We start from the raw sequence: 6897 nt of genomic DNA on the forward strand, positions 1-6897 counted from the left end.
CAAAGGAGCCCCCCGTGATCGCCATCGCCCGCACCGCAGCCCTGCTGGGCATAGAGGCCGTGCCCGTGTCCCTGGAAGTGGACCTGGCCCGGTCCGGAATGCCCGCCTTCACCCTGGTTGGCCTGGCCGAAGGGGCCGTGCGCGAGGCCAAGGAGCGCGTGCTCTCGGCCCTCAAAAATGCCGGGCACCGGCTGCCGCCCGCGCGCATCACCGTGAATTTGGCCCCTGCGGACCTGCGCAAGGAGGGCAGCGCCTACGATCTGCCCCTGGCTTTGGGCCTGCTGGCCGCTGCCGAGGAACTGGACGCCGAGCGCCTGGAGGGCTGGATGCTGGCGGGCGAGCTGTCCCTGGACGGGCGCATCGGCCCGGTGCCGGGGGTGCTGCCCCTGGCCATGGCCGCACGCGAGCAGGGCTGCAAGGGAGTCATCGTGCCTGCGGAGAACGCGGCCGAGGCCGCCGTGGCGCAGGGCGTGGACGTGTTCGGCGCGGCCACCCTGGCCGAGGCCGTGGGCATCGTTTCGGGCGCGCTGTCGCCCCGGGCCGTACAGGTGGACGTGGAGGCCCTGTGGGCCGAGCAGGAGGCCGCCGCGGGCGACTATTCCGAGGTCAAGGGCCAGGACCACGCCAAGCGCGCCATAGAGATCGCCGCCGCAGGCGGGCACAACCTGCTCTTCGTGGGCCCGCCGGGCAGCGGCAAGACCATGCTGGCCCAGCGCATCCCCACCGTGCTACCGCCCTTGTCCTTCGACGAGGCCCTGGAGGTGACCAAGATCTACTCCGTGGCCGGGATGCTCCCGCGCGAGACCGCGCTCATCGTGCGCCGCCCCTTCCGTCCGCCGCACCACACCATCTCGGACGCCGGGCTCATCGGCGGCGGGGCCAACCCCAGGCCCGGCGAGGTGTCGCTGGCGCACCGGGGCGTGCTCTTCCTGGACGAACTGCCGGAGTTCAAGAAGCACGTGCTGGAGGTGCTGCGCCAGCCCCTGGAGGACGGCCGGGTTACCATCAGCCGCGCCGCGCTGTCCCTCACCTACCCGTCGGACTTCATGCTCGTGGCGGCCATGAACCCCTGCCCCTGCGGCTACCTGACGGACGACCGGCACGAATGCACCTGCCAGCCGCTGGCCATCGCCCGCTACCGTTCGCGCATCTCCGGCCCGCTCATGGACCGCATCGATCTACAGGTGGAAGTGCCCGCCGTGCCGTATGACGACCTGAAAGCCCCGCGCGGCAGCCGCGACTCCGCGGCCATGCGCCAGGGCATCCTCAAGGTGCGCGCCATCCAGGCCGAACGGTACAAGGGCCTGCGCATCCGCCTGAACAGCGAGTTGACAGGCGCGGCTTTGGAGTGCTGGTGCCAAGTGGGCGAGGCGGAGCAGCGCTTCCTCGGCCAGGCCGTGCACCGCCTGGGCCTCTCGGCCCGGGCCTATACGCGCGTCTTGCGCATCGCCCGCACCATAGCCGACCTGGAAGACGCGGAGGCCATCGGCATCGGGCACCTGGCCGAGGCCATCAACTTCCGCACCATGGACCGCGTGAACCCGCCGGGGGCGTGACGCCATAGGCAGCCCAAACAAAAACGCCGGGCGCCCGCGTACAGGCATCCGGCGCATGTCGGACCGGGAAACGCTAGAATGAGTATCTGAGCCGCAGAGCCGCGCCCAGTTCGCTGGCGCTGTCCTGACCTATGCGCACACCCTCGTTGGTGGCTGTGAGGATATTATTGGTGCCGTAAAGGGATGTGGGGTTCTCGATGGTGGGCCGAGCGGTCCACAGCCGCCCGCTGGCCTCCAGGCCCAGGCTCAGCTTCTCAGCCACAGGCACATCCCCGCGCAGGGTGAGGCCGAACAGTCCGGACACGAGGGTCTCGTTCACCGAGCGCTTGGCCGACCAGGTCGGGCTGCGCTTGATTGCGATCAATGGTATTGTGGTGTCAAGCCCCTGGCTAGCCTCCAGGTCGGCCCAGCCCACAAGCAGCGCCGCGCTGGCCAGGGCTTCTACCCGCGCGCCGCCGGGCAGCGCGAAGCTCATGCCCGCGCGCACTTCCGGCCCGATATCGGTGGTGCGGATGGTCTCAACCATGCTGGCGCTGTGGCTGGCGGTAATCGCCGCATAACGGGTGGAGACCTTGTAGCGCTGCGTGCTGGCATACAGGCCCGCGCCGAACACAGGGGTTGCGGTCACGGCCCCGCTGCCCGGCCGCCAGTCGTCGCCCTTGCCCTCCAGTCCGAAACGAAGCTCGAAGGCGTCCTGCGAGATGGAGACACGGCTCGTGGCGCCGCCATCGATAGTCTTATCGATACCGCCAATCCAGTTGTAAGAGGGGTCGACGCTCAGGAGTATGAGAAAATTGCCCGCCCCGGGATCCACCACCCCGCTCCTTCTGGCGGAGCCTCCGGAATAGCTGAATTCGCCCACCAGACGGAGCTGGCGCAGGCCCGGCACTTCCAGACCTATCTCGCTCTCCGCGGCGATGGAGACGGACGGCCCGAAGACGGCGTCCGGCCTGGAAATGTCCGCGACGGCCAGCTTGGTCCCTGCGGCGTTAGTGATGATGTCCGAGCCCTTGTACCGCTGGGGCGCCAGGTACTTGGCCCCGGCGCTCACGGTGATGGAAGTGGCGCCGTCCCTGACCGTGGCGGACTCGCCCGGCAAAGGGTCTGCGGCCAGGCAGTGGCCGGAGAAGACGAAAAGGATCAACAAGGCGAGACACACGCTGGCGCTAAGGGTGCGGGCGCGGAGGAGGGACAGGGGGGGCATGGCCACCTCTTCTTTTCAAGCACAGTGCCAAAACGCCACAGTACATGTCAACCCATTCCATGTCGATCATTATCCTCACGCCGTGCGCCTGGCCAATCGCGCGGGGCCGGGGGCGTGACGCCGCCCCGAACAGCCCCCAAGCCTAGAAGGTATAATTCAGCCGCAAGGCCGCGCCCAGTTCGCTGGCGCTGTCGTGGCCGATGCGCACGCCTTCGTTGGTGCCCGTGGCCACCACTCCGGTGCCGCCGAGGGACGTGGGGTTGTCGATGGTGGGCCTGCTGGTCCAGATGCGGCCGCTGGCCTCCAGGCCCAGGGTGCATTTCTCCGCCACGGGCATATCCCCGCGCAGGGTAAGGCCGAACAGGCCGGAGACCAGCACCTCGTTCTCGGACTGCTCGGCCGAATAGGTCGGGCTGCGCTTGCGCGGATCCCAGTTCGGCGCGACGGCGTTCAACACCTGGCTGGCGCCAAGGTCCGCCCACCCCACAAGAAGCGCCGCGCTGGCCATGGCCGAGAGCGTGGCCCCGCCGGGCAGCTCCGCCTTGATCCCTGCCCGCAGCTCCGGCCCGATGTCGGTGGTGCGCATGGTTTCCGACATATTGTAGGTGTCGGAGTTCGAGACCGCTTCAAGCCGCGTGGAAACCTTGTAGCGCTGCGTGGCCGCGTAGAGGCCCACGCCGAACACGGGCGTGGCGGTCAGCAGTCCTTCCCCGGACTGCCAGCGCGAACCGTCGCCCTCCAGTCCGAGGCGCAGGTCGAAGTTGTCCAGGGCTATGGAAACCCGGGTCGTGGCGCTTCCGCCAGCTATGGGGGCGATGCCGCCGATCCAGTTGTAGGCGGGATCGACGCTGATAAAAATGATGGTGTTCACGGCACCAGGCGACACCAGCCCGGAACTGCGGGCGGAGCCGCCGACGTAGCTAAACTCTCCCACCAAGCGGATTGTGCTCAGTCCCGCCAACTCCAGGGATGTCTTGCGCTCCGCAGCCAGACTGACGGACGGCGCGAACATTGCGTCCGGCCTGGAAATGTTCGTGTCGGCTATCTTGACCCCGACACCCCAGTAGATCATGTCCGAGCCCTTGTACTGCTGAGGCATCAGGTACTTGGCCCCGGCGCTTACGGTGATGGAGCCGGTGTCGTCGGACACGGTGCCGGAGGCGTCGGGCATGGGGCTGGCGGCCAGGCCGTGGCCGGAGAAGACGAAAAGGCTCAGCAGCCCAGCACATAAGGCTATGCCAAGCGGGCGGACCAGGGGGGGCATGGTCACCTCTTCTTTTTCAAACACGGTGCCAAAACGCAACGACATCCGTCAACCATTATTTATATCGATATTTTTCACACAGCGCTGGCTGGCCTGCCGCCAGGCCGCCACGGCGTACGCTGCCCCGAACAGGCCGGCCGCAAGGCCGCGCCCAGTTCGGCTGCGCCGCAAACTCAAAAGCAAAACAGCCAACTGCAGAAACGCTTCGCCTGCTTTACTCGCCTCCTGTAAAAGAATACGTGGGCACAACGCACAACGGACAACTCAAGTTTTCTTCCAGAGAGTCCGATGAAGACGCAATGCAACACATGCAAGTGAGACCAGGAGGCGACATGTCACGCATCAAGAGCCTTGGAACCGTCCTCATCCTCTCCGTGGTCCTCGTCATCGCCGCGGCCGTGGCGGGAATCGTCCTGTATGTATCAAAAAGTTCATACAACATCAGCCTGCATCTTGAACAACAGGCCATGGAGCAGATTTCCTCGGCAACGCAGATGTCCCTTGACCGGTACATAGAAGGCACGAAGACCATTGTGGATTCGCTGGCGGCGCAAAAAGCCCTTACGGAGGCGTTTGAAGGCGACCCCAAGCGCGCCAAGGACCGGTTGCGCGAATATATCAAGATCCACAAGGAATACTGGGCCCTGTTCATCTTCGACGCCAACGGCGTCATCCTGGCCGGGTACAACGCCAAGGGCGACGACCTCACCGGGCAAAGCCGCGCCGACCGCGACTACGTGAAGGCCGTGCTCGGCGGCCAAGACCTCTTCCTCGCCAAGGAGGTCATCAAGGCCAAAAGCGGCGATGGCGACCTGCTCATCTTCTCCGTCGCGCGGGCCGTCAAGGACGCCAACGGAAAGGTGCTCGGCGGCGTGGGGGCCTTCCCCAAGTGGGAAACGTTCACCCAGGCCTTCATCGATCCGCCCCGCTTCGGCGAGCGCGGCTACGGATTCATGCTCGACGCCAAAGGCCGGATCATCGCCCACGCGCTGGACAAGAGCCTGATGCTCAAGGACATCTCCGACCTGGACTTCGTGCGCAAGAGCCTGGAACTGAAGAACGGCACGCTCTTTTATGACTGGAAGGGCGAAGAGAAGTTCATGACCGTAAGCACCGATCCGGACACGGGCTGGGTGGTCTGCATGAGCGCCTACGTGGACGAGATGACCGCCCAGGCGCGCACCCAGCGCAACGTGCTCATCGGCATCGGCCTCGCGGCCCTGCTGGCCCTTGTCGGCGGCATCACCCTCCTGGTTCGCCGACAGGTGGCGTCCCCCATCAACGAAATCAAGAACTTCACCAAGGCCATCGCCGAGGGCGACCTCAAGGCCGAACTGGGCGCGACCTTCCACTACGAACTGGCCGACCTGGCCCAGAACATCCGCGCCATGGTGGCGGAACTCAAGGTCAAACTCGGCTTCGCCCAGGGCGTGCTTTCGGGCATCGTCCTGCCGGCTGCAGCCGTGGACAAGGACAACCGCGTCACCTTCGTCAACCCCGAAATGCTCGAAACGTTGGAACTTACCGGAACACCCTCCACCTACCTGGGGCAGACCTCCGGCACGATGATCTACAACGACGAGAAGCGCGACACCCTGTCCCTGAAGGCCCTGCGCGAAAACAAGAAGCTGCAGGCCGAGGTGGGCTACGACACGCGCTCCGGCACACACAAGGTATTCGATGTCACCAGCACGCCCATCCACGACCTGGACGGCAACCTGCTGGGCACGCTGGCCCTGTGGTTCGAGCTCACCGACATCCGCGAGCAGCAGAAGAAGATCGAGGAGCAGAACCAGCGCATCGCCCGGGCCGCCGCCGCGGCCAACACCGTCAGCGACCAGGTGGCCAGCGCCTCCGAGGAGCTGGCCGCGCAGATCGAACAGTCGAGCCGCGGTTCGGACGAGCAGCGCGAACGCACGGCCGAAGCCGCCACCGCCATGGAGGAGATGAACTCCACCGTCATGGAGGTGGCCAGAAGCGCGGGCACTGCTTCCGACCTCGCCGACCAGGCCAAGCAGAAGGCCCAGCAGGGTGCCGACCTGGTGAACCAGGTCGTCGAGACCATCAGCGGCGTGGAACGCCAGTCCATGGCCCTCAAGACCGACATGACCGAGTTGGGCAAGCAGGCCGAGGGCATCGGCCAGATCATGAACGTCATCAGCGACATCGCCGACCAGACCAACCTGCTGGCCTTGAACGCCGCCATCGAGGCCGCCCGCGCGGGCGACGCCGGGCGCGGCTTCGCCGTGGTGGCCGACGAGGTGCGCAAGCTGGCCGAGAAGACCATGCACGCCACCAACGAGGTGGGCGACTACATCCGCGCCGTGCAGGAAAGCGCGCGCAAGAACATCCAGAACACCGAGACCGCCACCCAGGCCGTGCAGACCAGCACGCAACTGGCGCACAGGTCCGGCGAGGCCCTGCGCGAAATCGTCGGCATGGTGGATTCCACGGCCGACCAGGTGCGCGGCATCGCTACGGCCAGCGAGGAACAATCCGCCGCAAGCGAGGAAATCAGCCGCTCCACCGAGCAGATCAACCGCATCGCCGCGGAGACCGCCGAGGCCATGCGGCAGTCCGGGCAGGCCGTCAGCGACCTCGCCCGGCTGGCCTCGGACCTGAAGGGCATCATCAGCGACATGAACAAGAGCTAAGCATGGGAACCAGGGGGCGCCGCCCCCTGGACCCCCGCCAAAGGGCCGCGGGCCCTTTGGAATCCCTTTGCCGAGCATGATGGCCCGGACGGCGCGTGCGCCGTCCGGGCCATCATGCTCGGCAAAGGGTTCTGGCGAAAGAGGATACGGTCTAGGGAGCGGCGGCGGCTCCAGATGCTGTACCTAAAACGCTCCCGTTTCTGGGGGCCATGCTCACGG

4 protein-coding genes are annotated in these 6897 nt (G+C 66.3%); 2 read left to right on the forward strand and 2 right to left on the reverse strand.

The window, feature by feature from the left end; genetic code table 11:
* The first annotated feature begins 14 nt into the window (after positions 1–14).
* Complete coding sequence (locus tag CHB73_RS12500) at positions 15–1556, forward strand: YifB family Mg chelatase-like AAA ATPase (RefSeq protein WP_089274936.1); 1542 nt, start codon at positions 15–17, stop codon at positions 1554–1556.
* A gap of 73 nt (positions 1557–1629) precedes the next feature.
* On the opposite strand, the gene CHB73_RS12505 is transcribed toward CHB73_RS12500, so the two are convergent.
* Positions 1630–2760 carry a hypothetical protein gene (locus tag CHB73_RS12505; protein WP_089274937.1) on the reverse strand — a complete coding sequence of 377 codons (1131 nt, stop codon included), beginning with the start codon at positions 2758–2760 and terminating at the stop codon, positions 1630–1632.
* A gap of 142 nt (positions 2761–2902) precedes the next feature.
* Complete coding sequence (locus CHB73_RS12510; protein ID WP_179217036.1) at positions 2903–4024, reverse strand: hypothetical protein; 1122 nt, start codon at positions 4022–4024, stop codon at positions 2903–2905.
* Between the two features lie 332 nt (positions 4025–4356).
* On the opposite strand from CHB73_RS12510, the gene CHB73_RS12515 reads away from it, so the two are divergent.
* A complete protein-coding gene (locus CHB73_RS12515; RefSeq protein WP_089274939.1) occupies positions 4357–6678 on the forward strand; it encodes a methyl-accepting chemotaxis protein in 2322 nt (773 codons plus the stop codon).
* Positions 6679–6897 lie beyond the last annotated feature (219 nt).

The organism is Humidesulfovibrio mexicanus, from assembly GCF_900188225.1.
Taxonomy (GTDB): domain Bacteria; phylum Desulfobacterota; class Desulfovibrionia; order Desulfovibrionales; family Desulfovibrionaceae; genus Humidesulfovibrio; species Humidesulfovibrio mexicanus.

Excerpts from the sequence above, each read along its gene's own strand:
- CHB73_RS12510 (WP_179217036.1), bottom strand. The coding sequence starts at position 4,024 with ATGCCCCCCCTGGTCCGCCCGCTTGGCATAGCCTTATGTGCTGGGCTG.
- CHB73_RS12515 (WP_089274939.1), top strand. The coding sequence starts at position 4,357 with ATGTCACGCATCAAGAGCCTTGGAACCGTCCTCATCCTCTCCGTGGTC.
- CHB73_RS12505 (WP_089274937.1), bottom strand. The coding sequence starts at position 2,760 with ATGCCCCCCCTGTCCCTCCTCCGCGCCCGCACCCTTAGCGCCAGCGTG.